The sequence below is a fragment of the Micromonospora sp. NBC_01699 genome (genome assembly GCF_036250065.1).
Lineage (GTDB): Bacteria > Actinomycetota > Actinomycetes > Mycobacteriales > Micromonosporaceae > Micromonospora_G.
In genome coordinates this window covers 3,165,421-3,187,787 of record NZ_CP109199.1, presented here as the reverse complement: position 1 = coordinate 3,187,787, position 22,367 = coordinate 3,165,421, and the positions used below count along the sequence as shown (strand labels likewise).

Sequence of the window (22,367 nt, the reverse complement as noted above, 5' to 3'; positions counted from 1 at the left end):
GGGCGAGGTGCCCAGCAGGGCCGTCGTCAGCGGGACCGCCGTACGCGCCAGGGCATCGTCAGGCGTTCCAGGCCGAGGGCGACCAGATAGAAGACAAGACCGAGTACGCACGCGCCGACCACGAACGCCCAGGCGCGCGGGTACGCGGTGTACGAGGCGGCCGAGGTGATCCGCGATCCGAGCCCGTCCTGCCGACCGCCGAAGTACTCGGCGACCACCGCCGCGATCACCGCCAGGGAGGACGCCTGGCGCAGGCCGGTGAAGACGAACGGCAGTGCTCCGGGCAGCCGGACCAACCGGGTGAAGGTCCAGCCGGGGGCGGCGTAACTGGCCATCAGCTCGCGGTGCACGGGATCGATCTCCCGCAGCCCGCGCAGGGTGTTGAGGAAGACCGGGAAGAACACCACCATCGCCACCACGCTGCGGCGCGGGATGCTGCTGGTCGACTCGAACATGTTGTTGAGGATCGGCGCGAGCGCGATGATCGGAAGCGCGTTCAGCGCCGCCGCGACCGGCACCGCCACCTCGCCGAGGAAGTCGGACCGGCTGGCCAGCATCGCCGCGAGGATCGCCAGCACCGTCCCGGCGATCAGCCCGACCAGCGCGTTCGTGCCGCTGGCCAGCCCGACCTGCCAGATCACCGCCCGGTTGTCCACCAGTTCGGTGAAGATCGCGGACGGCGCCGGCAGCAGAAAGGGCGCCACCCGCCCGAGGGTGACGGTCAGCTCCCACAGCACCAGCCCGGCCACCCCGACCAGCAGCGGCGGACCGACGCCGCGCAGCAGCCGACCCGTTCCGCCGCCACCGGTCACCGCGACACCGCCGGATCCGCCGACTCCGCCTCGCCCGGTTGACCTTGCTGGCCCGGTTGGTCGGCTGGTTCGGGATCGCCGGGAACCTCGGCCGCCGGCTGATGGCGCAACGTCTGGCGGACCCGGGTGATGCCGGCGAAGAACTCGGCCGACTGCCGGGTCGTCTCGGTCCGCTCGGCCAGCTCGACGCCGATCCGGGCGGTGATCCGGCCGGGACGGGCCGACATCACCACCACCCGGTCGGAGAGGTAGACCGCCTCCGGAATCGAGTGCGTCACGAAGATCGTGCTGGTCCCGGTACGGGCGCAGATCCGCAGCAGCTCGTCCTGGAGCCGTTCGCGGGTCATCTCGTCCAGCGCGCCGAACGGCTCGTCCATCAGCAGCAGCGGCGGGTGCACCGCCAGCGCTCGGGCGATCGCCACCCGCTGCTGCATGCCGCCGGACAGCTGCGCCGGATAGTGCCCGGCGAAGTCGGCCAACCCGACCAGTTCCAGCATCTCCCGGGCCCGGTCCCGCCGTTCCCGGCGTCCGGTGCCGCGCAGTTCCAGCGGCAGTTCGACGTTGCGTTGGACCGTGCGCCACTCGAAGAGACCGGCCTGCTGGAAGGCGATGCCGTACTCGCGGTCCAGGCGGGCGGCACGGGCGGGCTTGCCGGCCACCCGTACGGTGCCCTCGGTGACCGGGAGCAGGTCGGCGACCAGGCGCAACAGGGTCGACTTGCCGCACCCGGACGGGCCGATCAGGCTGACGAACTCGCCCCGTCCCACGGTCAGGTCGACGCCGGTCAGCGCGGTCACCCGGTCCGGGCGGCCGGGGTTGAAGACCTTCGTCACGCCGGTGATCTCGACCGCCGGCTCACGCTGGATGGTGGTCACCGCGTCAACGCCCTTCGTCCGGGGGTGAGCAGGAGTTCGGCGAGCGCGACCGCGCCCGCCACCAGCAGGCCGAGCAGCACCGCGCCGAGCAGCGCGGTGTAGACCTTGGCCGGGTCGGTGGTCGCCTCCCGCGAATACTCGATCACCAGCCGGCCGATCCCGCCCCGGGTGCCGGTGGAGATCTCGCCGACCACGGCACCGACCACCGCCGCCGCGCCGGCCAGCCGCAGCGCCGGATGCAGGTACGGGGTGGCCGCCGGCAACCGCAGTTTCACCAGCGTGCGCCACCACCCGGCGGCGTAGCTGCGCATCAGCTCCTCGGCGATCGGTGCCGGCGAGGTCAGCCCACGCAGCAGCCCGACGGCGATCGGGAAGAAAGCCAGGTACGCCGCGATGGTGGCCACCGACATCCACGGCTGCCACGGGTACGACCCGATCGACAGCCGCCCGCCCCAGCCGGCGATCACCGGCGCGAGCGCGATCAGCGGTACGGTCTGCGACAGCACCACGTACGGCAGCAGCCCGCGCCGGACCCAGCGCAGCCGCTGCATCAGCACCGCGAGCAGCAGCCCGACCAGCGCCCCGGCGAGGAACCCGACCGCGACGCTGCGCAACGTGACCAGGCCTGCGTTCGTCACCACCAACCAGATCGGATCGCCGCCGACCCGCTCCGGATCGGCGAAGCGGCCCAGGATCTCGCCCAGGTGCGGCATGGCGGCGTCGTCGGCCCGGGGCAGCACCCGCACCCCGAACAACACGGTCCCGTCCGGGTTGCCGACCGCCTTGTAGCCCTCCCATGCCAGTCCGCCGAGCAGCACCGCCCCGACCACCCCGACGGCGGTACGTGGTGCCGGTGCGGCGCGGGTCATGTGGCGTTCGCGGCCGGCTCGGCCCGCAGGGCCGGGATGACGTGCTCGCCGTACGCGGCCAGGGTCTGTTCCTTGGCGTCGTGCTGGAGGTAGACGGCGAACTGGTCGACGCCGAGTGCGCGCAGTCGTTCCAGCTTCTCCAGGTGCGCCGAGACCGGGCCGAGCAGGCAGAACCGGTCGACGATCTCGTCCGGTACGAAGTCGGCGTGCCGGTTGCCGGCCCGGCCGTGCTCGGCGTAGTCGTAACCCTGCCGACCGGCGATGTAGTCGGTGAGCGCCTGCGGCACCGCACCGGTGGCGCCGTACCGGCCGACGATGTCGGCGACGTGGTTGCCGACCATGCCGCCGAACCAGCGGCACTGGTCCCGCTGGTGGGCCAGGTCGTCGCCGACGTAGGCCGGGGCGGCGACACAGAACCGGATCGCCGCCGGGTCCCGTCCGGCCCGTTGCGCCGCCGCCCGTACCGCGCCGATCATCCAGGCGGCGATGTCCGGGTCGGCCAGTTGCAGGATGTAACCGTCGCCGACCTCGCCGGCCAGAGCCAGCGCCCGTGGCCCGTACGCGGCCACCCAGACCTCCAGCTCACCACCGGTGGCCCAGGGGAACCGCAGCTCCTGGCCCCGGTAGGTGGCCGGTCGGCCGTTCGCCAGCTCCCGGATCACGGTCACGCAGTCGCGCAGCTCGTTGATGCTGGTCGGCGGGTAGCCCAGGGTACGCAGGGCCGAGTCGCCCCGGCCGATGCCGCAGACGGTGCGGTTGCCGTACATCTCGTTCAGGGTGGCGAAGTGCGAGGCGGTGACGGTCCAGTCCCGGGTGCCGGGGTTGGTCACCATCGGTCCGACGATCACCCGTTCGGTCTGGGCCAGGATCTGCGAGTAGATGACGAACGGTTCCTGCCAGAGCAGGTGCGAGTCGAAGGTCCAGACATGGCTGAAGCCGGCCGCCTCCGCCCGTTGCGCCAGTGACACCAGTTCCCGCGCGGGTGGGTCGCACTGGAACACCACGCCGATGTCCATAACCGCTCCTCCTGGTCGGGCTAGCGCACCTTGGGGAATCCGAGGTCGACCTCGCTGGTCGCCGGGTCGGGCCAACGGGAGGTGACCACCTTCGTACGGGTGTAGAAGTGCAGCCCCTCCGGCCCGTACATGTGCAGGTCGCCGAAGAGGGACGCCTTCCAGCCGCCGAAGCTGTAGTAGGCCACCGGGACCGGGATCGGCACGTTCACCCCGACCATGCCGCAGACCACGTCGTACTGGAACCGGCGGGCCGCTCCGCCGTCACGGGTGAAGATCGCCGTGCCGTTGCCGTACTCGTTGGAGTTGACCAGGTCGACGGCCTGCTCGTAGGTGTCCACCCGGACCACCGACAGCACCGGCCCGAAGATCTCGTCGCGGTAGTAGTCGGAGTCGACCCGGACGTGGTCGACCAGGGACGCGCCGAGGAAGAAACCGGGTCCGTCGGCGGCCGGCAGCGTCCGCCCGTCGACCACCAGTTCGCCGCCGGGCCGATCGAGGTACGACCGCACCCTGTCCCGGTGCTCGGCGCTGATCAGGGGGCCCATCTCGGCGTCCGGGTCGGTGGCCGGGCCGACCCGGATCCGGCCGATCCGTTCCGCGATCGCCGCGACGAGGGGGTCGGCGACCGCCCCGACGGCGACCACCACGGAGATCGCCATGCACCGCTCCCCGGCCGACCCGAACCCGGCCGAGATGGCCGCGTCGGCCGCCGCGGCGAGGTCGGCGTCGGGCAGCACCACCATGTGGTTCTTCGCCCCGCCGAGCGCCTGCACCCGCTTGCCGGCCCTGGTCCCGGCCTCGTAGACGGCGCGGGCGACCGGGGTCGAGCCGACGAACGACAGCGCCGCCACGTCCGGGTCGGCGAGCAGCGCGGCCACCGCCGTACGGTCGCCCTGGAGCACGTTGAACGCCCCGTCCGGCAGCCCGGCCCGGCGCAGCAGGTCGGCCAGGAACAGTGAGACGCTCGGGTCCTTCTCACTCGGCTTGAGCACGAACGTGTTGCCGGCGACGAGCGCGGTGCAGAACATCCACATCGGCACCATGGCCGGGAAATTGAACGGGGTCACCCCGGCGACCACGCCGAGCGGCTGGCGGATCGAGTAGACGTCGACCCCGGTCGCGGCCTGCTCGCTGTAGTCGCCCTTGAGCAGGTGCGGCGCCCCGGCGGCGAACTCGACGTTCTCCAGCCCCCGGGCCAGTTCACCGGCGGCGTCGGCGACGGTCTTGCCGTGCTCGGCGGAGAGCAGGGTGGCGATCTCCTTGCTGTGCGCGTCGACCAGGTCCCGGAACCGGAACATCACCTCGGCGCGGCGGGACAGCGAGGCGGCCCGCCAGCCGGGCTGCGCGGCGCGGGCGGCGAGCACCGCGGCGCGTACCTCCTCGTCGGTGGCCGCGACCACGGCGGCCCGCTGCTCGCCGGTGGCCGGGTCGAAGACCGGCAGCCGGCGCTCGCCGGTGCCGGCGACCTCGACACCGTCGATCCAGTGCGGAATCTCGCGCATCGTTCTCACGTTCCCTTTGCTCGCTAGCCGAGGTACGACGACAGGCCCCGGGGCAGGAACCGGCCGTGACCGGCCCGCCCGTGGTACGTCCCGTCGGCGACCAGGACCGTGCCACGGGAGATGACCGTGTCGACCCGACCGGCGATCCGGTAGCCCTCGTAGGCGGAGTGGTCCATGTTCATGTGGTGGGTCTCCACGCCGATGGTGGTCTGCCCGGCCGGGTCGTAGAGCACGATGTCGGCGTCCGAGCCGGGAGCGATGATGCCCTTGCGCGGGTAGAGGCCGAACATCCGGGCCGGGGTGGTGGAGATCGTCTCGACCCAGCGCTCCAGCGACAGCTTGCCGTCGACCACGCCCTGGTAGACCAGGTCGACCCGGTGCTCGACGCCGCCGATCCCGTTCGGGATCTTCGAGAAGTCACCCAGGCCCAGTTCCTTCTGGTCCTTGAAGCAGAACGGGCAGTGGTCGGTGGAGACGATGGCCAGGTCGTTGGCGCGCAGGCCGCGCCACAGGTCGCGGCGGTGCGACTCGTGGCCGCTGCGCAGCGGGGTGGAACAGACCCACTTGGCGCCCTCGAAGCCCGGTGCGCCGAGCTGCTCCTCCAGGGTCAGGTAGAGGTACTGCGGGCAGGTCTCGGCGAAGACGTTGCGCCCCGCGTCGCGGGCGGCGGCGACCTGTTCGAGTGCTTCGCTGGCGGACAGGTGCACGATGTAGAGCGGGCAGTCGCGGGCCACCTCGGCCAGCCGGATGGCCCGGTGGGTCGCCTCCGCCTCCAGCGCGGCCGGTCGGGTCAGCCCGTGGTGGATCGGGTCGGTCTCGCCCCGGGACAGCGCCTGCTGGACCAGGACGTCGATGGCGATGCCGTTCTCCGCGTGCATCATGATCATCGAGCCGTTCTCCCGGGCCCGCTGCATCGCCCGCAGGATCTGGCCGTCGTCGGAGTAGAACACCCCCGGGTACGCCATGAACAGCTTGAAGCTGCTGATCCCCTCGTGCGCGACGAGTTGGTCCATCGCCTTGAGCGAGTCGTCGTCCACGCCACCGAGAATCATGTGGAAGGCGTAGTCGACGTGGGCGTTGCCGGCCGCCTTCGCGTGCCAGGCGGCCAGCCCGTCCTGGACCACCTCACCGGTCCGCTGCACCGCGAAGTCGATGATCGTGGTGGTGCCGCCGTACGCCGCCGCCCGGGTGCCGGTGTCGAACGTGTCGCTGGCGAACGTACCGCCGAACGGCAGCTCCATGTGCGTGTGCGCGTCGATGCCGCCGGGGATGACGTACCGCCCGGTGGCGTCGATGACCTCGTGGTCGCCGTCCGGCGCCCGCCCCGGGGCGAACAGGGCGGCGATCGTCTCGCCCTCGACGAGGACGTCCGCCTGGTGCGCCCCGGTGGGGCCGATCACGGTCCCACCGGTGATCAGCAGTGCCATCTCCCGCTCCTCCCGCTCGTTTCGACCTGCCCGCCCGGTCGGTTACGGCTGCACGAGCCCCTGGTACGCGTCCGGGCGCCGGTCCCGGTAGAAGGCCCACCGGTCGCGCACCTCGGCGAGCAGCCCCAGGTCCAGGTCACGCACGATCAGCTCGGGCTGGTGCGCGTCACCGACCGCACCGACGAACTTGCCCTCCGGGTCAACGAAATACGACGTGCCGTAGAAGTCGTTGTCGCCGAGGTCCTCGATGCCGGTCCGGTTGATCGCCCCGATGAAGTACTCGTTCGCGACCGCCGACGCCGGCTGCTCCAGCTGCCACAGGTACGACGAGAGCCCGCGACTGGTCGCCGACGGGTTGAACACGATCGTCGCGCCGGCCAGCCCGAGCGCCCGCCAACCCTCGGGGAAGTGCCGGTCGTAGCAGATGTAGACGCCGATCCGGCCGACCGCCGTGTCGAAGGTCGGGAAGCCCAGGTTTCCGGGACGGAAGTAGAACTTCTCCCAGAAACCGCGCACCTGCGGGAGGTGCGTCTTGCGGTACTTGCCCAGGTAGCTGCCGTCGGCGTCGACCACGGCGGCGGTGTTGTAGAGGACGCCGGGCTGCTCCTGCTCGTACATCGGCAGGACCATGACCATGCCCAGTTCGGCGGCGAGGGCCTGGAACCGCTCGGTGGTCGGGCCGGGGATCGACTCCGCGTACGCGTAGTACGCGGGGTCCTGCACCTGGCAGAAGTACGGACCGTAGAAGAGTTCCTGGAAACAGATGACCTTGGCACCCTGGGCGGCCGCCTGGCGGGCGTACTCCTCGTGGGCCTTGATCATTGACTCTTTGTCACCGGTCCAGTTGGTCTGCACCAGGGCGGCACGGATGCTGTCGGCCACGGGTCGTTCCTCCCTCGGGTGTTTCCGGGTGGATGGCGTAGGACCTTAGTGACACTTGCCGGAGTGGACAATGGCCAATCTGTTACAGGCTCGTTCGGAGAAATGACACGCTGCAATTGATCATCGTCGCGGGCCGCGCCCCGCGCCGGACGGTTGAACGGAAGACAGTTACCTGCTTCAATGCCCCTGGGAGCACCGGGCCGTCACACCTTTCACTCAGCACCGTGACAGGAGACGACCATGCTCCGCAAACCCCTCGGTCAGGCCGTGCTGGCCACGCTGGCCGTACTGATCGGGCTCGTGATCGCGACGCCCACCCTTCCGGCCGCGTCCGCGCCGACCACCACCCTCGCCCCGGTCCGGATCATGCCGCTCGGTGACTCGATCACCGGCTCGCCCGGCTGCTGGCGCTCGATGCTCTGGAACAGGCTCCAGGCCACCGGCTACACCAACGTCGACTTCGTCGGCACGCTCGGCCCACAGGGCTGCGGGCAGCCGTACGACGGCGAGAACGAGGGTCACGGCGGAGCGCTGGTGACCAACGTGGCCAACCAGAACCAGTTGCCCGGCTGGCTGTCGGCCACCCGGCCGGACATCGTGCTGATGCACTTCGGCACCAACGACGTCTGGAGCAACGTCGCACCGGCGACCATCCTCGCCGCCTACGGCAGACTGGTCGACCAGATGCGGGCCAGCAACCCGGCGATGAGGGTGCTGGTCGCCCAGATCATCCCGATGGCGCCGAGCACCTGCGCGGAGTGCGGCCAGCGGGTGGTCGCCCTGAACAACGCCATTCCGGGCTGGGCCGCCTCGAAGAGCACCGCCGCGTCACCCGTCGTGGTGGTCAACCAGTGGACCGGTTTCAGCACCGGCACCGACACCTACGACGGGGTGCACCCGAACGCGGCCGGCGACCAGAAGATGTCCGACCGCTGGTACCCCGCCCTGACCGCGGCGCTCGACAGCGTCACCCCGACGGCGAGCCCGACCCCGACCCGTACGCCCACGGCGAGCCCCACTCCGACCCGTACCCCGACGACCGGGCCGCCGACCACCCCGCCGCCGACCACCACCGCACCACCGACCGGTGGCTGCACCGCCAGCTACCGGGTGACCGGACAGTGGCAGGGCGGCTTCCAGGCCGAGGTGACCGTACGCAACGGAAGCACCGGGGTCTTGGCCGGCTGGGCCGCCTACTGGAGCTTCGGCGCGGGGCAGCAGGTCAGCCAGGCGTGGAACGCCACGCTCACCCAGACCGGGACGAACGTGTCGGCCCGCAACGTGGCCTGGAACGGCAACCTGGCGCCGGGGGCGACGGCGACGTTCGGCTTCATCGCCAGCTGGAACGGCTCGAACCCCGTACCGACGGTCACCTGCACCGCCTGAACCGATCGCCGAGGCGTTGCCCGACGCCACCGAGCCGCCCGGCGACAACGGCGGCGACAACGGCCCAGGACGAGGCCACGAACGATCCACGGCGGCACGGACGGCCCGAACCGATGGTTCGGGCCGTCCTCGTCGCCGACCCGTACCGCCGGTGACGGGACCCGGGTGCCGGCACGGCGTGCTGGCTCAGGGCTCGCGCTTCGCCACCCGGGTCCACCCGGTCCAACCACGCTCGGCGATCAACTCCCGCAGCCGCGCGACGGAGGGGTGCGCGGCGTCGGCCAACGAGTCCATCAGGCGGACGAAGGCCTCGTCGGGCAGCACGTGCAGATCCTGGTACGACTTCTCCGGGCCCCGGACCCGGATCGCAGGCCCGCGAACCTGCTCGCCTGCCAGTTGAATATCCTTGGACATCGCGCCAGCATGCAGGGTTGACGCTGCGTCAAGGTCAAGCCCGATAGCAGGACCCGCCTACGCGCCGAACCCAACGCCTCCGCCCGCCCCCGGTCGTCGGTGAAGGTGCCGGCGGCGGTCGGGCGCCTCCCGAAGGGTCGTCAGGTGCCGGGATGGCCGGTGATGCCGTCCAGGATGGTGGTCAGGTTGCGGTGGAAGGTCTCCTCGGCGTCGAGGTGGGCGCCGTCGACGACGAGCCGGGCGACGGTGGGGTACCTGCCGGTTTCGAGCTGACGGGTCAGGTAGGGGCCGAGGCTGGCCTGCCAGGCGGACTCGTCGGTGCCGGTGGAACGGGCGGTACGTCGCTCGGTTACCTCTCGGCGGAGCGCTCCGATGATGAAGGCGTTGAGGGTTCCCACAGCCCGCTGTAGGTCATCGATGCCGCGCACGCCCGGGGCCCGGCTGAGCGCCGCCGCGGTCGATTCGCCCACGGCGAGCGCGTGCGGTCCCAGGTGTGGCCTTCCGCCGAGCAGGTCGGAAAACCACTCGTGGTCAAGGGTGGCGAGCCGGGTCGCGTGGGCGATGGCCAGGACCGCGCCGCGCCAGTCGGAGTGCTGGCCCGACTCGCCGATCCGGGCGTAGACGGCGTCGACCATCAGATCGAGCAGCTCGGATCTGTTGACCACGTAGTCGTAGAGCCGCATCGGACCGACCCCGAGTTCCGTCGCGATCTTGCGAACCGACAGCCCGTCGAGGCCGTGTGCGTCAGCCAGCCGAATCGCCGTGGCGGCGATCTTCTCGCGGGTCAACGGCACCGGAGCGGCCCGTGGCTGGGGCTCGGGCCGCTCCCAGATCGGCGCCGCCGCGCTAGGGTACGGTGTATTCACACAATACAGCGTACGGTAAGGAAGTCTCTGATGCGAATAGCCATCGCCGGCGGCGGCCTCGGCGGGCTGACCCTGGCCCGGATCCTGCACCGCCACGGCATCGACGCGGTGGTGTACGAGCGCGAGGCGAGCCGGTCCGCCCGATCGCAGGGCGGCTCACTCGACCTGCACCCGGAGTCCGGGCAGCACGCCCTGGCCGAGGCGGGTCTCGCCGGCCGGTTCCGGACCGAGGCGCGACCCGAGGGCGAGGAACATCGCATCCTCGACCCGGCCGGACGCACCCTCGTGCACCACAAGCCACCACCCGGCTCGTTCTCCGGACGTCCCGAGATCGATCGGAGGGCGCTGCGTGACCTGCTGCTCGATTCGCTCCCGGGCGACGCGGTGGCGTGGCAGCACCGGCTCGTCGCGGCGACGCCACGACCCGCCGGGGGCTTCGGCCTGAGGTTCCATGGTGGCCACCGGACCGACTGCGACATCCTCGTCGGCGCGGACGGCGCGCGTTCGGTCGTCCGGTCGCTGCTGACCGACGCGAAACTGTCCTACGTGGCCACCCTGGTGGAGCTGGGCATCAGCGACGCCGACCGGCGCCACCCGGAGGTCGCCGAGCTGGTCGGCCCCGGGAACCTGTGGTGCATCGGCGCGAACCAGATCCTCGCCGCGCAGCGCCTCGGCGACGGCAGCATCCGAGTCGGAATCTCGTTGCGCGCCGAGGACCGCGATATCGACACGTACCGCAGTAAGCGTGCTCTGTTGGACCTGTTCGACGGCTGGGACCCGAGCCTCACCGCACTCATCGAGGCCGGCGACAGCGAGCCGACGCCGCGCCGGATCGAAGCGATGCCGATCGGTGCGCGCTGGGCCAACCGGCCGGGCATCACCCTCATCGGTGACGCCGCGCACCTCATGCCGCCGGTCGGCGAGGGGGCCAATCAGGCCATGCTCGACGCCGCCGAACTCGCCGGCGAACTCGCCGCCAACCCCGCCGAACCGGACTCGGCGATCCGGACGTACGAGGAGGCGATGTTCACCAGAACCCGTTCGATCGCCGAGATGTCCACCCGAGTCCAGGCGATGATGCTGTCCCCGACCGCGGCGGACGACATCACCCGCTTCTTCACGGCGCGGGCGGTTGACCGATAGCGTGCCCCGGTGACCCGTACACAGCTCACCGCCGAGTTGGTGGTCGACGGTCGTGTTCCGCAGGCATTGGCGCTGTCGCCGGACGGCAGGTGGGTCGCGTACGTGGTCGCCCCGGTCGGACGGGCTGGTGATCACCCGGTTGGCGAACTCTGGGTCGCCGCCACCGACGGAGGCGGGGCGCCGCGACGGTTGACCTCGGGTGAGGCGCACGATTCGGCGCCTCGGTGGGACGCGGATTCGTCGCTGGTCTACTTCCTTTCCGACCGGGCCGAGCGTGGCACCGCGCAGCTACACCGGGTCCGGCTGGTCGACGGGGTCGTGGAGGCGGTCACGTCCTGGTCCGGTGGGGTGTCGGGTCACCTCCCGCTGGCCGATCCCGACCTGGTCGTCGTGATCGCGGCCGACGAACCGTCCACCGAGGACGAACGTCGGCGCCGGGAGCGCGACGACGCCCGGGTGTGGGGCGAACGCGTACGCCCGGACCGGTTGCGGCTGCTCGACGTACGACGCCGGGAGATCCGGACACCGGACGGGTTCGGTGATCGTCATGTGGTCGAGGTGACCCAGCGGCCCGACGACGGCATGCTGGCGGTTCTCACCTGGTCGACCCCCGAGGTGGACCCGGGCCTGGTCGAGCCCGCTCTCCACCTGTTCGACCCGGACAGGGGCAGGACGCGGGACCTCGGGCCGGCGGCGGCGGACGCGTCGTCGCTTGTCTGGTGGTCCGCCGACGACGGCTGGCACCTGGCATATGTCGCGAAGACCCCACCGATCCTGGTGGGCGGACACGCGGTGCTCGATGTCACCGTACCGGTCGGCGGGCCGGTGGGCGAGCACCGCAACCTGACCGCCGGCACGACCAGCTGCCCGAGCGATCTGGTCCAGGTCGACACCGGTCCGCCGCTGGTGCTGGTCGCCGACGGGCTCGATACCGCGATCCAGCGGCTCGATCCGCTCGGGCCCCACCTCGTCGAGATGGCCCGGGTCGACGGCCTCGCGACGTCGTTGACCACGAACCGGCGCGGTGACACGGTCGCGGTGGTGGTCAGCACCTCCTACGAGCCCGGAAACGTCCACGCCGGCCGCGCCTGCGGGCCACTGACGAGGCTGACCGACCTCAGGCCCGAACTCCGCGACATCCGGTGGGGTGTTCAGGAACGCCTGGCATACGAGGCGTCCGACGGGCTGGCCCTCGACGGCCTGCTGATCCTGCCCGCCGGCCGGTCCCCCGAGGAGGGGCCCTTTCCGCTGGTGACGCTGGTGCACGGCGGCCCGTACAACCGGCACGCCGACCGGCTCATGCTCGGCCTGGACCCGTTCGGTCAGTGGCTGGCGACCGCAGGCTACGCCGTGTTCCTGCCGAACCCGCGCGGTGGCAAGGGGCACGGCCACGACTTCGCGGTACGCGTCGCCGGTGCGGTCGGCCTGGATGAGTGGACCGACATCTGCGCCGGTATCGACCTGCTCGTCGCCGACGGCGTCGCCGACCCCGCCCGGCTGGGCATCGGCGGCTGGAGCCACGGCGGGTTCATGGCCGCCTGGGCGGTCGGGCAGACCGACCGGTTCAGGGCCGCCGTGATGGGAGCCGGAATCAGCGACTGGGGCATGCTCGCCGCGACCGGGGAAGAGGGGCCGTTCGAGTCCGCCCTCGGCGGCAGCAGCGGCTGGGAAGGAACGGGTCCACACCGCCACGACCGGCTCAGCCCGATCTCGTACGCCTCCCGGATCCGTACGCCGGTGCTGATCCTGCACGGCGAGAACGACACCAACGTCCCGTTGGCACAGGCGGAGTTCTTCCACCGCGCGCTGCGCAGGTTCGGAGTCGAGCACGAGTACGTCGTGTATCCCCGAGCGGGTCACTCGATTCGCGAACGCAACCACCAACTCGACCTGCTCCGGCGTACCCGCGCCTGGTTCGACCGTTGGCTCGGATGACCACCGCCGGGGTCGAACCGATCTCCTTATGCTCCGGATACGCCGACGAGCGTGGCGTGAAGGTCCCGGAGGCGGACCAGGACCACCGCCCGCGTCCCGATCTTGAATCGTGCCGTCGCGTGGACGCCCGCCGGGAGCGGGACGCGGCGGCCACGGGCAATCATCGCGATCATGGTGTCGGCCGGGAGCGCCGACGCGAGCGACCTAAGCAGGTTGGGAACACCCTCCGCCTGACCCGCCCCCTGCCACGCGGTCTGCTCGCCGTACGGCACGTCGGTCAGCACGAGTCGCGGCTGTGGTGACACCGCCAACAGGGCCGCGACCTGCCGTTGGTCGAAGACGTCGGTTTGTCCGACAACGTGCGGCAGATCCTGTCCGCCGCTCCGGGAAAGCAGTTCCTGTAGGCGCCGTGCGGCCCCGGCCGCGTTCACGTACGAGGGCCGACCGAAGCGGCGAGCCAGCTCGTCCAGCTCGGCTGTCCGCCTCCGTAGCCCCCTGGTGGACAGGAGGGCAAGGTTCGCCCGCGCGATCCGGAGTGGATCGTCGGCTATGTCCGAAGCGATGAGTCCGGCGATTTTGTCCCGATGCAGCAGCCCCAGCACCGTGAGCAGGTAACCACTGCCGCAGCAGGGATCCCACACGGTCAGTGGTCGGGCTTCTTCCAGCGCGTGCCAGGCGCGGAGGAACACCTCCGACGCGAGCCGGACCGGAAAGGCGGGGTGGCCCGGCGCCGAACGCAGCACCGCCCCGCTGGCCAAGTCGGAGTAGTCATGTTGTTCCGTGACAAATTGATAGGTCATCACACCTCCGCATAACCGCCTGGCACCGCTGTCGCGCTGGCCGGCGCGGCCGAGCCGGTGTACTCGATGTCGCTCAGGTGCCGGTGGAACCGGTCATATCGGTTCCACCGGGAGCCACAGCTCGTACGTCCCGGTGCTGGAGTCGGCTCCGCGCTCGACCACCGCGACGATTTCCGGACCCGGCCGCAGCCGCCACCGGTTGGACGGGAACCACTCGCTCGCGATCGCGGCCCAGGTCTCTCGCAGGGCCTCGGGGTAGAGCCCGGTAGCGCGGAAGACCGCCCACGTGCCGGCCGGGACCTCGATGGCGTCGAGCCCATCGGCCGCCGGCGCGTCGCGGGAGACGGCAACCCCGTGCAGGTACGTCAGCTCACTGCCGTCGACGAGGTCGGGGTCGAGGTCGTCACTGACCGCGAGCAGACCCGTCGGCTCGGTGTCACTCAAATCCTTCAGCCGGCGATGCTCTTCGTCGGACAGTGCGGCGACATGTCGGCGAATGTGCGGGTTGACGCCCTGGCGGACCAGCGGGACCCGGGTCGCGTACCCGACGAGCCGGAACGCGGGGCGGTCGATGACGCGGCTGTCCATGGGACGCTTCCTTTCGACGGTCAGGCGGAACCCGAGCTGTGGTTGTGCGCGCGGAGCACCTTCGTCGCGGCCTCCTTCCGACAGCAATGCTGGCGCGGAACACTCCGCCTGTGCCCGATCGCTGCGGTCCGATCCGATCAGTCGGTCATCCGCCTAGCGGGTTTACCGTCGAGGCATGACCACAACCGATGACCACGCATGGGTGCCCGAGGCATGCACCCTGCCCACCGTTGAACGGCCGCTGCGGCTGGCCGAATTCGATGAGCTGTTCGCCACCGCGCTGCATGGCCAGCAGCGGCTGTCGAGCACGGCGCTGCGCTGGGACCTCGATCCGGCCGCGGAGGCGACGGCCCGGGATCTGACCGGCCGGGAGAGCGGTTGCTGCTCGTTCTTCTCGTTCACCTTTCGCCCGGACGTTGACGGGCTGCGGCTCGACGTCGAGGTGCCGGCCGCGTATGTCGAGGTCCTGGACGCGCTCGCCCAGCGGGCCGCGGCCGGGTTCCGATCGTGACCGGGCCGCGTACGGCAGTGGCTGGGCTGCCGCCGGAACGTGGACAGCCGGCATCGCTGTCGCTCCTGCGCGGTCGGCCGAGCCAGTCGTCGATCTCCATCCACATGCGCGGGGCGACCACTCGCTCCTCCCGGCGGGACGGATGAGGGCGGGGTGCCACCGGTCGACCCGGTGGCACCCCGCCCCACTCCGTTGCGGAGCCCGGAAGAACCTTCCGCGTACGGCCGGGCCGCGTCGAACCACGGCGGGCCTACCGTCGGTGGCTCAGGCGGTGCAGGTGGCGCCGTTCAGCTTGAAGCCGCTGGGCGGTGGGCTGGACGACCCGCTGCTGATGAACCCGACCGTCGCGGACGCACCCGGCGCCAGTGAGGCACCCCAACTCGGTGCGGTGGCGGTGGCCGTACTGCCGCTCTGCGAGACGGTGGCGTTCCAGCCCTGGCTGATGGTGTTGCCGCCGGGCATGGTCCAGGTCGCCGTCCACGGGTTGACCGCCGTGCTGCCGTTGTTGCGTACCGTCACGGTGGCCTGGTAGCCGCCCGACCAGGAGCTGTCGATGCGGACCGAGGCGGTGCAGGCTCCCCCACCGGGCGGCGGGGTGGTCGGCGGTGCGGTGGTGGGCGGCGGTGTGGTCGGGGGCGGTGTGGTGGGCGGAGGCGTGGTCGGGGGCGGTGTGGTCGGGCCGCCGGTGCCGCCGAAGTTGACGTCGGAGCAGTTGTAGAACGCCTCCGGGCTGTCGGAGCGCTGCCAGATCGAGTAGATGATGTGCCGACCGCTCTTGTTGGGCAGCCGGGCGTTCCACACGTACTCGGCACCGGATGTTCCGCTGCCCAGCGGCGGGTTGGTGATCTGGTCGAACGGCGTCGCGTCGAGGTCGGACCACTTCAGCGGCGCGTTCGGGTCCCAGCCGTCGCGGGTGACGTACTGGTACCAGGTGCCCGGGTGCGGGGCCCAGGCGTTGTAGCGGAAGGTGATGGCCGCGCCGGACTGAAGGTTCGTCGTGGGCCAGCTCGACGAGACCGCGTTGTACGCGGCGTACTTCGTCGTCCCGGCGCCACAGAGCGTGCCGTCCGGGATGATCTCCCGGTGCCGGCCGCCGGCGTTGCCGATGAGCACCCCGTAGAAGTCCCAGAGCGGCTGCTTGCCGCCCTGGGCGACGGCAGCCGCGCAGGCGGGGTTGGTCGGGTTCAGGTCGCCGCCACCACCGGCGCGACCGTCGAGATAACACGCGTACGTACGCGTCGCGGGGTACACCATCGCCCCGTGTGCCAACGCGGCATCGGGCTTGAGGAGCAGCGGGAGCCCGCTGCCCAGGATCGCGGCGGCGGCGATGACCGCCAGCCTGCGGCTGAATTTCAACGTACTTTCCTTTCGGTGCGGCCACGGCCGTCACCTCGCGCGTCCACCCTGAAAGGCGGGGCGCGTGGGTTGCGGCATCGTGGGCTCGGGCCACCGCAGGGGCTTCACCCGGGGTGCCCGACGCCGAGGATCTGGACGGTGTCTCTCGCCCGCACCACTCGGTCCACCTCCGGAGCGTCGCCCGCTCGCTCCGTGCCCGGGCACCGTTGGCGCAGACGGCCACTCGCGACCGGCACGCACCGACATTCGACCACAGGACGATCCAGATAGCAACGTACGTCGATGTGTTCGCCCGTGTTCGCGTACCGTGAAAAAACAGCGGGCCCGACCTCCGCAAGGAAGGGTCGGACCCGCTGGTGCGGAGCCGTTCACCCGGCTCCGGCAGCAGTGGCTACCGGGGCCGGGAGGTGGTCACCAGGACCAGTAGCTGGGCTGGGTCTGCGGGTTGAACTCCTTGTACGGCTGGAGCTTCGCGGTCCAGGTACGCCAGTCGTTCAGGTCGAGCACATCCAGGCCCTTCTGGATGTCGTTCGAGTAGATGTAGCCGTTGTAGTAGTACGCCGACCACGATCCACCGGTCGCCAGACGGGTGTCCGAGAGCGGACCCCGCTCCCAGAAGGCGATTTCCTTCGGCTGGGCCGAGTTGGTGAAGTCCCAGACCGAGATGCCGCCCTGGTACCACGCCTGCACCATGATGTCGCGGCCGAGCACCGGGATCAGCGAGCCGTTGTGGGCCACGCAGTTCTCGAAGTTCGTGTTCTCCCGCGGAATCTTGAAGTAGCTACGGAAGACCAGCGTACGGGCGTCGCCGCGGCCGGTGATGTCGTAGATACCGTCGGCACCACGGGTGGCACCGATCGTCGGGTTGCAGGTCGGGCTGCCGCCGCCACCGAGCTCGTCGGTGAAGACGACCTTGGTGCCCTCGTTGTTGAAGGTGGCCGAGTGCCAGAACGAGAAGTTGGTGGTGTCACGCACCGAGCTGATCACTCGGGGTGCTTCCCGGTTCTTGATGTCGAACAGCACACCGTCGCCCATGCACGCGCCGGCCGCGATGTCCTTCTCCGCGTAGACGGTGATGTCGTGGCAGCCGGCGGTGGCCGAGCTACCGTTACCGCCCGGGTTACCGCCCTCCGGGAAGAGCACCGGCGTGGCCACAACCGCGGCGTCGGTCGGCTTCTTCAGCGGGACCTTGATGATGGAGATCAGGTCGTGCGGCGGCTGGCAGTCCGGGAAGGCGGCGTTCGGGCTGTACGACGAGACGTACAGGTAGACCGTCTTCTTGTCCTTGCTCGGGACCAGGGTGTTGGTGTGCGACCCGCACTTGGTCTCGACGGACTTGATGTACCGGGGGTTCTTCTTGTCCTTGATGTCGAAGATCTTGATGCCCTCCCAGGAGGCGGGGTTGGCCGCCGACTGGGACGTGCTGGCACACGAGTCGTCGCTGCGGGACGAGTCGGTCGACAGGAACAACAGGTCACCGTGGACGGAGATGTCGTTCTGCGAGCCGGTGCAGACCACCTGGGAGACGACCTTCGGCGACTTGGGGTTCTTGACGTCGAAGATGACGAACCCCTCGTAGTTGCCGGAGAAGAGGTAGTTACCCGAGAAGGCGAGGTCGCTGTTGAGGGCGGACTCCGTGTTGAACGGCCCCACCTTCGGTACATTGGCGATCTGGCGCAGGTTCGGGCTGCTGGAGATCTCATCGACACCGGGTATGGCGTCCACAGTGGTCGGAGCGGTGGTCCGCTCCTGGGCGCTGCTGGGCGGTGCGGTCGCAACGCCGAGCACGAGCAGGGCACTCGCGGCAAGCCCGACGATGCGGAGTTGCCGCGACCCTGGTGGGGATAGGTTGAACATCTGGCGGCACCCTTCGAAAGGGGTTATCGATCCTGGAGACCTTACCTAATCGATCAATTCCTCGATGTGATGAATGTCACACCAGGGAACTTCCGCACCAGGTGGCTATTATCCAAGACGATCTTCGACGAGGAGAGGCCAGATGATTGGAACAAGCCGACGGCGGATCGTCCTCGTCGCCCTGGTGGCACTGCTGGTGGTCGGCGGAATCGCTGCCATACGGTCACTTTCCGGCGAGTCGTCCACTGACGACCGTACCGCCGCAGCCACCGCCGGCACCACCCCCAGCCCTTCCGCCGGCACCGGCGACGGTGGCGGCGAGGCGGCGCCGATCATCATGCCCGGCCGGCCCGGCGAGGCGGCCTCGGTCGCGTCCCCCGGTACACAGATCGCGCCGAACACGCCGCGTCACAACACGATGGACGCCGAATACATCCGGATGATGATTCCGCACCACAGCCAGGCCCTACAGATGACCGAACTGGTGCCCGACCGCGCCGCCGACCCCCGGATCAAGGTGCTGGCCGGGCGGATCAAGGACACCCAGGGGCCCGAGATCCTGCGCATGCGCGGCTGGCTTGAGTCCTACGGGCTGGACCCGGACGAGGACAAGCGTCGCGGCCACGATCACGGCACCATGGCCGGCATGCAGAGCCCCGAGGCGATGGCCAGGCTCACCGCGGCTCGCGGGGTGGAGTTCGACCGGCTGTTCATCGAGATGATGACCAACCACCACCAGGGCGCGATCGACATGTCGGTCAACCTGCTCAAGGTCGGTATCGACCTCATCGTGGAGGAGATCGCCACCTCCGTGGCGTCCGAACAGAACATCGAGATCCAGCGCATGCAGGGGCTGCTGCCGCCCCGGTAACCCCTCCCCACCCGACGGCCGGCACCGGGGAAACCCCGGCCGCCGGCCGTCGGCGACCCCGGCCTGCCTAAGCTGACGGGATGGCCGAGGAACTGGACCAGGAGACGTTGGCGTTCGCGCACCGGATGTTCGACCTCGCACGCGAGGGACAGACAACCGAACTGATCGGCAACGTGGCAGCCGGGCTGCCGGTCGACCTGACCAACGACAAGGGCGACACGCTGCTGATCCTGGCCGCGTACCACGCGCATCCGGAGACCGTCGCCGCGCTGCTGAGCCACGGCGCCGACCCGGCCCGGACCAACGACCGGGGACAGACGGCACTCGCCGCGGCGGTTTTCCGACGCTCCACCGAGATCGTCACCGCCCTGCTGGCCGCCGGTGCCGATCCCACCCACGGCGGCCCGTCGGCGATCGACACGGCCCGGTTCTTCGAACTCCCCGACATGCTCGCCCTGCTCCAACGCGACTGATCGGGTCGACCGACGCGACCGACGCGAGTCAACCGGTGTGGCGTCGGAGGCGTTTGGCCGGGCGCACGGCGGGTAGCCGCCGGCCATGACGACCCCGAAAACACCGGACGCCCTGCTCGTCGGCGGGCCCCGGGACGGCACGCTGTTCACCGCCGACGACGCGTCCAGCGTCGAGCTGGAGATCGACGGGTTGGTCCAGCGCTACCTGCGTACCGACCGGGAGCAGTCCCTGGACGGTACCCGGATGGTGGTGTTCGCGTACGACGGCGTCACCGACGAGGGCGTCACCCGGGCCGAGGTCGAGGCGAGCGACCAGGTATACAGGGCGGGTGGATGACTCCGTACCCCGGCAGATGCGGACCGCGGCAACGGCCCTGCTGAACGCGCTCGCCGGGCCGGAGCGCGAACTCGCGGCCCACCCGTTCGACGCCGACGCGCAACGGCGGTGGATCGAGTACCGACCCCGGCCCCGGCCCGGCGTCTGCGTCGCCGATCTCGACCGGACCGCCCGCAAGGCGGCGCACCGGCTGCTCGCCACCGCGCTGAGCCCGCACGCGTACGCCCAGGCGATGGGGATCATCGCGCTGGAGGAGGTGCTCGACCGGCAGGAGGGCTGGCGGCGGGGCCGGCACAGTGACGACTACTGGGTGGTCGTCTTCGGTGATCCGGCCCGCGACGACCACTGGTCCTGGCGGTTCGAGGGCCACCACCTGTCGGTGACCATGACCGTGCTCGGCGACCGGATCTTTCCCACCCCCGTCTTCCTCGGCGCGAACCCGGCCCGGGTCAGCTACGCCGGCCGACCCGTGAGTCGTCCGCTGGCACCGGAGGAGGACCTGGCCCGGGAGTTGCTGGACGCGATCGGCCCGCTCGGTCGGGCCACCGCGATCGTCGCCGATCGGGCGCCGGACGACCTGCGCAGCGGCACCTCGCCGGTGGCGCAGGCCCGGATCGAGCCGCTCGGGCTGCGGGCCGGCGGCCTGGGTCCGTCCGCTCGGGCGATGCTGGACCAACTCGTCGCGCTCTACCTCGACCGGCTGCCGGCGGAACTGGCCGCCGGCGAGGCGGTCCGGGTGGCCGGCGGCGACCTGCACTTTGCCTGGCAGGGGCCGACCACCCCCGGCCAGCGCCACTACTACCGGATCCAGGGCGACGACCTGCTGATCGAGTACGACAACACCAGCGACGACGGCAACCACCCGCACACCGTGCTCCGCCGCCCCCACTCCGACTTCGGCGACGACATCCTCGCCACCCACCGCTCCACCCACCCCCACTGATCCCGAAACCTGACCCGGGACCGTCACTCGTGTAGAGAAAGAGTGGTAATTCAGCGATGGATTGCGCCTCTTTCAGGGAAAGAGGGTCGGTCTGGGGGCGGGGTGGGGTGCAGGGGCGGGCTCGAAGTCGGGGCGGAGGGTGTCCAGGGAGCCGGGGGCGTGGCGGGGGCGGTCGAAGTGGCGGATCAGGGCGGCGCCGAGCCAGACGCCGACGGCGCCGACCAGCAGTGCCAGTAGTTCGACCGTGACCAGGACACCGGTGGCGGCGTAGCCGGGTGAGCCGGAGCGGGCCAGGCAGGCGAAGACGAACAGCACCGCCATCGCCGCGTTGACCAGGTTGAACGTGACCGCGATCCGACGGGTACGGCCGTCCGGCACGTCCCACAGGTCGACCAGGCCCGCCCCCGCGGTCAGTACGGCGGCGACCAGCGCGGCCACCACCGTCCAGTAGCCGACCTCGCCGAGGAACGCCGGCCCGCCGGCCAGGTACGTCAGGTCGAACACCACCGCGCTGACGAACAACCCGAACGGGAAGGTCACCAGCATCGGTTGGATCGGATGACCGTGCACCCGCAAACGGCTCTCCATGGTGGCGACCCTCCCCGGTTCGTTCATGGACTACCGTCAGGCCCTACCCGCACGGTAGCGCGTCGAACCGGGTTCCCGACACGCTGTGTATCTCCGTACGACGCATTCCGCAAGATTGTCCCCGGCAACTGTCCATAATGTCCGGACAGCCGGCGGGAGTCACGACGTACGCGACCGGGCCAGCGATCGGACCAGCCGCTCGGCCACCTCGCGCAGTGGAATCGACAGGGTGCCCGAGGTCCGCCGAAGCACCTGCAACGCCTCCGGCGCGGAACACCCCCGTTCCGTCATGATCACCGCGATCGCCTGTCCGACCAGCTCACCGTTGGCCAGCGTCCGGTCCAGGTCACCGGCGAGCGCGTGCTGCCGGACCCGGTCGCGCACCGAGGCGAGCAGCAGCCCCGCGTGCTCGGCGAGCAGCATCGCGGTCACCTGCCGCTGCTCGCTGAGCGCCTCCGGCTCGCGGGAGTAGAGGTTGATCGCCCCGAGCACGTGGTCGTCCACGTCGACCGGGGCCGAGATCACCGCCCGTACGCCGAGCGCCCGCGCCCGCCGGGTCCAGCCCGGCCACCGGGACTCCCGGCGCAGGTCGGCGACGTACACCAGGTCACGGGACCGGATGGCGGTCAGCGCCGGGCCGTCGGTGCCGTACTCGATGTCGTCCAGGGTGCGGGAGGCGGGATCGGACGCCACCACCGCCGCCGGTGCGCCGGCCCGCAGCACGGTCACCCCGCACCAGGTCACCCCCGGTATGGCCCGCTGGCTGGTCCTCACGAGTCGCTCCAGGGCATCGTCGAAGTCGTTGCTCCCGATCAGCCCGGCGGTCAGTTCGCGCAGCAGGGCGGCGGTCTCCAGCACACCCAGCGTCTCGGTGGGGTGCGCCGCCCGGATCTCCAGGTTCACCGGGCCGGGGCCC

22 protein-coding genes and 1 pseudogene are annotated in these 22,367 nt (G+C 70.6%); 8 read left to right on the top strand and 15 right to left on the bottom strand.

The features are described 5' to 3' along the window. Positions 1–26: 26 nt before the first annotated feature. From OG792_RS14190 to OG792_RS14160, 7 genes are read right to left on the bottom strand one after another with little or no spacing between them, the layout of a single operon-like run. On the bottom strand, positions 27–812 hold the full coding sequence (locus OG792_RS14190) for an ABC transporter permease (protein WP_329110002.1): 786 nt from the start codon (positions 810–812) through the stop codon (positions 27–29). Continuing rightward, positions 809–1,687 carry an ABC transporter ATP-binding protein gene (locus tag OG792_RS14185; RefSeq protein ID WP_329110001.1) on the bottom strand — a complete coding sequence of 293 codons (879 nt, stop codon included), beginning with the start codon at positions 1,685–1,687 and terminating at the stop codon, positions 809–811. The genes OG792_RS14190 and OG792_RS14185 overlap by 4 nt, the downstream gene beginning before the upstream one ends. Next, positions 1,684–2,556 carry an ABC transporter permease gene (locus tag OG792_RS14180; protein WP_329110000.1) on the bottom strand — a complete coding sequence of 291 codons (873 nt, stop codon included), beginning with the start codon at positions 2,554–2,556 and terminating at the stop codon, positions 1,684–1,686. Before OG792_RS14180 ends, OG792_RS14185 begins: the two co-directional genes overlap by 4 nt. Then, the gene (locus tag OG792_RS14175) at positions 2,553–3,572 is read right to left on the bottom strand and encodes a TIGR03842 family LLM class F420-dependent oxidoreductase (RefSeq protein ID WP_329109999.1); all 1,020 of its coding nucleotides are present in this window, start codon (positions 3,570–3,572) and stop codon (positions 2,553–2,555) included. The genes OG792_RS14180 and OG792_RS14175 overlap by 4 nt, the downstream gene beginning before the upstream one ends. A gap of 20 nt (positions 3,573–3,592) precedes the next feature. After that, on the bottom strand, positions 3,593–5,074 hold the full coding sequence (locus OG792_RS14170) for a CoA-acylating methylmalonate-semialdehyde dehydrogenase (protein ID WP_329109997.1): 1,482 nt from the start codon (positions 5,072–5,074) through the stop codon (positions 3,593–3,595). A gap of 23 nt (positions 5,075–5,097) precedes the next feature. After that, positions 5,098–6,501 (bottom strand): dihydropyrimidinase, encoded by a 1,404-nt coding sequence (gene hydA / locus OG792_RS14165; RefSeq protein ID WP_329109995.1) that lies wholly within the window; start codon positions 6,499–6,501, stop codon positions 5,098–5,100. A gap of 42 nt (positions 6,502–6,543) precedes the next feature. Beyond that, on the bottom strand, positions 6,544–7,383 hold the full coding sequence (locus OG792_RS14160) for a nitrilase-related carbon-nitrogen hydrolase (RefSeq protein ID WP_329109993.1): 840 nt from the start codon (positions 7,381–7,383) through the stop codon (positions 6,544–6,546). Positions 7,384–7,623: 240 nt separating this feature from the next. Between OG792_RS14160 and OG792_RS14155 the strand changes: the two genes are divergently transcribed. Continuing rightward, a complete protein-coding gene (locus OG792_RS14155) occupies positions 7,624–8,769 on the top strand; it encodes a cellulose binding domain-containing protein (RefSeq protein WP_329109992.1) in 1,146 nt (381 codons plus the stop codon). Positions 8,770–8,955: 186 nt separating this feature from the next. Here the strand turns inward: OG792_RS14155 and OG792_RS14150 are convergent. Together OG792_RS14150 and OG792_RS14145 are read right to left on the bottom strand one after the other, a co-directional pair. Beyond that, positions 8,956–9,093: pseudogene (locus tag OG792_RS14150) on the bottom strand (MerR family transcriptional regulator); the annotation flags it as partial. Between the two features lie 230 nt (positions 9,094–9,323). Next, the gene (locus OG792_RS14145; RefSeq protein ID WP_329109990.1) at positions 9,324–10,049 is read right to left on the bottom strand and encodes a TetR/AcrR family transcriptional regulator; all 726 of its coding nucleotides are present in this window, start codon (positions 10,047–10,049) and stop codon (positions 9,324–9,326) included. A 30-nt stretch (positions 10,050–10,079) separates the two neighbouring features. Here OG792_RS14145 and OG792_RS14140 point away from each other — a divergent pair, with 30 nt between their 5' ends. Then, the gene (locus tag OG792_RS14140; protein WP_329109989.1) at positions 10,080–11,192 is read left to right on the top strand and encodes an FAD-dependent oxidoreductase; all 1,113 of its coding nucleotides are present in this window, start codon (positions 10,080–10,082) and stop codon (positions 11,190–11,192) included. A gap of 9 nt (positions 11,193–11,201) precedes the next feature. After that, positions 11,202–13,127, top strand: coding sequence for a S9 family peptidase (locus OG792_RS14135; RefSeq protein ID WP_329109988.1), 1,926 nt, complete (start codon positions 11,202–11,204; stop codon positions 13,125–13,127). 26 nt (positions 13,128–13,153) lie between these two features. Here the strand turns inward: OG792_RS14135 and OG792_RS14130 are convergent, their stop codons facing one another. Next, entirely contained in the window at positions 13,154–13,927 is a 774-nt protein-coding gene (locus OG792_RS14130) for an rRNA methyltransferase (protein WP_329109987.1), read from the bottom strand. A 93-nt stretch (positions 13,928–14,020) separates the two neighbouring features. Beyond that, positions 14,021–14,515, bottom strand: a complete 495-nt coding sequence (locus tag OG792_RS14125) for a GyrI-like domain-containing protein (RefSeq protein ID WP_329109986.1) — start codon at positions 14,513–14,515, stop codon at positions 14,021–14,023. A 175-nt stretch (positions 14,516–14,690) separates the two neighbouring features. Here OG792_RS14125 and OG792_RS14120 point away from each other — a divergent pair, with 175 nt between their 5' ends. After that, positions 14,691–15,026, top strand: coding sequence for a hypothetical protein (locus OG792_RS14120; RefSeq protein ID WP_329109984.1), 336 nt, complete (start codon positions 14,691–14,693; stop codon positions 15,024–15,026). Between the two features lie 264 nt (positions 15,027–15,290). On the opposite strand, the gene OG792_RS14115 is transcribed toward OG792_RS14120, so the two are convergent. Then, positions 15,291–16,382: a lytic polysaccharide monooxygenase gene (locus tag OG792_RS14115; RefSeq protein ID WP_329109983.1), complete on the bottom strand. Its 1,092-nt coding sequence runs from the start codon at positions 16,380–16,382 to the stop codon at positions 15,291–15,293. A 411-nt stretch (positions 16,383–16,793) separates the two neighbouring features. Then, on the bottom strand, positions 16,794–18,239 hold the full coding sequence (locus tag OG792_RS14110; protein ID WP_329109982.1) for an LVIVD repeat-containing protein: 1,446 nt from the start codon (positions 18,237–18,239) through the stop codon (positions 16,794–16,796). Between the two features lie 142 nt (positions 18,240–18,381). On the opposite strand from OG792_RS14110, the gene OG792_RS14105 reads away from it, so the two are divergent. The 4 genes from OG792_RS14105 (at position 18,382) to OG792_RS14090 (ending at position 20,863) form a co-directional block, all read left to right on the top strand. Then, positions 18,382–19,110, top strand: a complete 729-nt coding sequence (locus OG792_RS14105; protein ID WP_329109981.1) for a DUF305 domain-containing protein — start codon at positions 18,382–18,384, stop codon at positions 19,108–19,110. A gap of 80 nt (positions 19,111–19,190) precedes the next feature. Then, positions 19,191–19,583, top strand: a complete 393-nt coding sequence (locus OG792_RS14100; RefSeq protein ID WP_329109980.1) for an ankyrin repeat domain-containing protein — start codon at positions 19,191–19,193, stop codon at positions 19,581–19,583. Between the two features lie 85 nt (positions 19,584–19,668). Further along, the gene (locus OG792_RS14095; protein ID WP_329109979.1) at positions 19,669–19,920 is read left to right on the top strand and encodes a hypothetical protein; all 252 of its coding nucleotides are present in this window, start codon (positions 19,669–19,671) and stop codon (positions 19,918–19,920) included. Beyond that, positions 19,913–20,863 (top strand): DUF3500 domain-containing protein, encoded by a 951-nt coding sequence (locus OG792_RS14090; RefSeq protein ID WP_442932413.1) that lies wholly within the window; start codon positions 19,913–19,915, stop codon positions 20,861–20,863. The genes OG792_RS14095 and OG792_RS14090 overlap by 8 nt, the downstream gene beginning before the upstream one ends. 72 nt (positions 20,864–20,935) lie before the next feature. Here the strand turns inward: OG792_RS14090 and OG792_RS14085 are convergent, their stop codons facing one another. Together OG792_RS14085 and OG792_RS14080 are read right to left on the bottom strand one after the other, a co-directional pair. Then, positions 20,936–21,451 (bottom strand): DUF2231 domain-containing protein, encoded by a 516-nt coding sequence (locus tag OG792_RS14085; RefSeq protein WP_329109978.1) that lies wholly within the window; start codon positions 21,449–21,451, stop codon positions 20,936–20,938. Between the two features lie 159 nt (positions 21,452–21,610). After that, a complete protein-coding gene (locus tag OG792_RS14080) occupies positions 21,611–22,354 on the bottom strand; it encodes a GAF and ANTAR domain-containing protein (RefSeq protein WP_329109977.1) in 744 nt (247 codons plus the stop codon). Positions 22,355–22,367 lie beyond the last annotated feature (13 nt).

Coding starts and splice junctions, on each gene's coding strand:
- OG792_RS14125 (WP_329109986.1), bottom strand. CDS start 14,515: ATGGACAGCCGCGTCATCGACCGCCCCGCGTTCCGGCTCGTCGGGTAC.
- OG792_RS14120 (WP_329109984.1), top strand. CDS start 14,691: ATGACCACAACCGATGACCACGCATGGGTGCCCGAGGCATGCACCCTG.
- OG792_RS14110 (WP_329109982.1), bottom strand. CDS start 18,239: ATGTTCAACCTATCCCCACCAGGGTCGCGGCAACTCCGCATCGTCGGG.
- OG792_RS14180 (WP_329110000.1), bottom strand. CDS start 2,556: ATGACCCGCGCCGCACCGGCACCACGTACCGCCGTCGGGGTGGTCGGG.
- OG792_RS14105 (WP_329109981.1), top strand. CDS start 18,382: ATGATTGGAACAAGCCGACGGCGGATCGTCCTCGTCGCCCTGGTGGCA.
- OG792_RS14085 (WP_329109978.1), bottom strand. CDS start 21,451: ATGGAGAGCCGTTTGCGGGTGCACGGTCATCCGATCCAACCGATGCTG.
- OG792_RS14155 (WP_329109992.1), top strand. CDS start 7,624: ATGCTCCGCAAACCCCTCGGTCAGGCCGTGCTGGCCACGCTGGCCGTA.
- OG792_RS14175 (WP_329109999.1), bottom strand. CDS start 3,572: ATGGACATCGGCGTGGTGTTCCAGTGCGACCCACCCGCGCGGGAACTG.
- OG792_RS14100 (WP_329109980.1), top strand. CDS start 19,191: ATGGCCGAGGAACTGGACCAGGAGACGTTGGCGTTCGCGCACCGGATG.
- OG792_RS14095 (WP_329109979.1), top strand. CDS start 19,669: ATGACGACCCCGAAAACACCGGACGCCCTGCTCGTCGGCGGGCCCCGG.
- OG792_RS14130 (WP_329109987.1), bottom strand. CDS start 13,927: ATGACCTATCAATTTGTCACGGAACAACATGACTACTCCGACTTGGCC.
- OG792_RS14140 (WP_329109989.1), top strand. CDS start 10,080: ATGCGAATAGCCATCGCCGGCGGCGGCCTCGGCGGGCTGACCCTGGCC.
- hydA (WP_329109995.1), bottom strand. CDS start 6,501: ATGGCACTGCTGATCACCGGTGGGACCGTGATCGGCCCCACCGGGGCG.
- OG792_RS14170 (WP_329109997.1), bottom strand. CDS start 5,074: ATGCGCGAGATTCCGCACTGGATCGACGGTGTCGAGGTCGCCGGCACC.